We start from the raw sequence: 1,958 nt of genomic DNA, 5'->3' as shown, positions 1-1,958 counted from the left end.
AGCACATACATAGTACCTTTTTCAAAATAGCGCTCAACCATGCTCTCCTGTTCATCAGCTAATAACAATAATGATATAAATTGCTTTTTATTTTCGTTCACTTCTCGGATTTTCATATCCATTACTCCGTCAAATTGAAAGTTACGAGCCATGCAAAGTCAAAACGAAAACAGCGATCTGGGAGCTTGCTCACAAGTCGCTGTTTTTGTTTTTGACTTTATACGGCGACAGCCGTCAATGAAATAAATGTGGAGCGCCCTTTGCGACACATTTATGAATTGGGTGCATGGCCCGTAACGTCAGGGTTCCCGTAAAATCCACGAACTCCCGGAGCATGCGATACACATGTCTCGATGTAAGGTCTCCGGATGTGAATTTTCTAATGAAAAGTGATACAGCGGTTCTCATCATGACGGGGCCGCCTACACGCGCCATCCATGGCGCGGATAGGCTGACGCGGACATCGTGTCCGCTTTCCCCCTGTCTTTCAGCACTTTTCTAGAAAATATCAACATCCTACGACAAACATCTTCGACATGGCACCGCATACCCCGGGAGTTCTGTGTTTTGGAAAGTTGCCAATACACTAGTAGCCACGGCTGGGTGTAAGAATAAGCTGACCGTAAACAGACGCCGGCACTTAGCGAGGGTATTTTCCTCGCTTATGTGCCGCTGCGACCTGTTTCTGAGTGGAAACGATGTCAGCGTTTCTTATACCCTGCCAAGGGCTACGGTAAGCTGGCCAATAAGTTAATCAACTAACTTTAGATTTAGCAATTTCTAATTTTTTTGACGTTTCGGTTCATTAAATGCCTGCCAAAGTGTTTATATAAAAATGCTTTTATCGCAGACATTTCTTGATGGTGTACTTTTAGCAAGTCATCAGGCGAATCATAGACTCCAAAATCTTGATTAATTCCTTCACTCTGAATATATGTATTATTTCTATCAAAATCTATAATTGGATTTTTGAAGTCTTTTACGGCTACACCGTAACCACAAAATGCACCTTTACAATCACTATTTTTTTCCTGTAATTTTTGTAAATACTTTTTATCAAGAATAAACGCCTCTAACTCATACCATCTATCCTCAAAGTAAACTTCAACCCAACTATGAAATACATTTTGTGGTGCATTTTTATAGACAACCCCTGTCATTGCTCCCTTTTGTAATTTTTTATCAATGGTGAATCCATGTACCCTGCAAGGAATATTGCATGCCCTTAGTATTGCCATAAACAATGTTCCTTTTGTATTACATTGTCCATAACCATCTGCCAAAACCTTTGATGCAGGAACATTATCATCAATATTATATCCAAACAATATTTCATCCCTAACAAAATCATAAATCGATTTTAAGCGTTCAAATTCATTTATATTTTTCCATCTTCTTTCCCCGAATTAACTGCTGTATGTTTTCGTTGGAATAATTTAACATTTTTGTTTCTTTTAAATATTTGTCCATAATGCACCTTCACAAATCTCGATTGAACTTTCCATCAATTTAATTGCTTCATCAACAGATACACATGTAGCAAATCTCTTTGGCCACATCATATCATTGTAATATTTATATGTTTCTTCTCCAGTCATATAGTCGTTATCAAATGTTGAATTTGCCCCTTGTGGAATAATTACTTTATATCCTCTCTCAAAAGCAGATTTCACAGTTGCATCTATACAGAAGTTTGTCTGTAGTCCCACTATCATTAATGTATTATCATCTTTAACATAATCCGTAAAATCTTTATTTCCAAAACAACTATTGATATTTTTTATAAATATCTTTTCCCCTTCCTTGGGAATCATTTGTTCTGCAATTTCGAAGTCTTCATCACCGATTGAAACCCCCGTTCCTGGTCCATCATCATGTTGAAAATAGATAACCTCTATTTGATTATCTCTAGCTGCTTTTATAATTCTTATAGTATCATCAATAAACGCTTCAAAAGT

General features: G+C 37.2%; 1 protein-coding gene and 2 pseudogenes. All 3 read right to left on the bottom strand.

Going from position 1 to position 1,958, the window contains the following annotated elements:
• Nucleotides 1-116 (bottom strand): annotated as a pseudogene (locus tag AC058W_RS13470) (GNAT family N-acetyltransferase); the annotation flags it as partial.
• 654 nt (nt 117-770) lie between these two features.
• A pseudogene (locus tag AC058W_RS13465) lies at nt 771-1,470 on the bottom strand (transglutaminase-like domain-containing protein).
• Nucleotides 1,455-1,958 (bottom strand): isochorismatase family protein (locus AC058W_RS13460; protein WP_479390188.1); only part of this gene is annotated, 504 nt, incomplete at its 5' end. The pseudogene AC058W_RS13465 and the gene AC058W_RS13460, both read right to left, overlap by 16 nt.

This window comes from Blautia sp. CGZ-1-C1 (assembly GCF_056504575.1).
The sequence above is the reverse complement of the archived record's forward strand: the minus strand, read 5'-3'. Positions and strand labels throughout refer to the sequence as shown.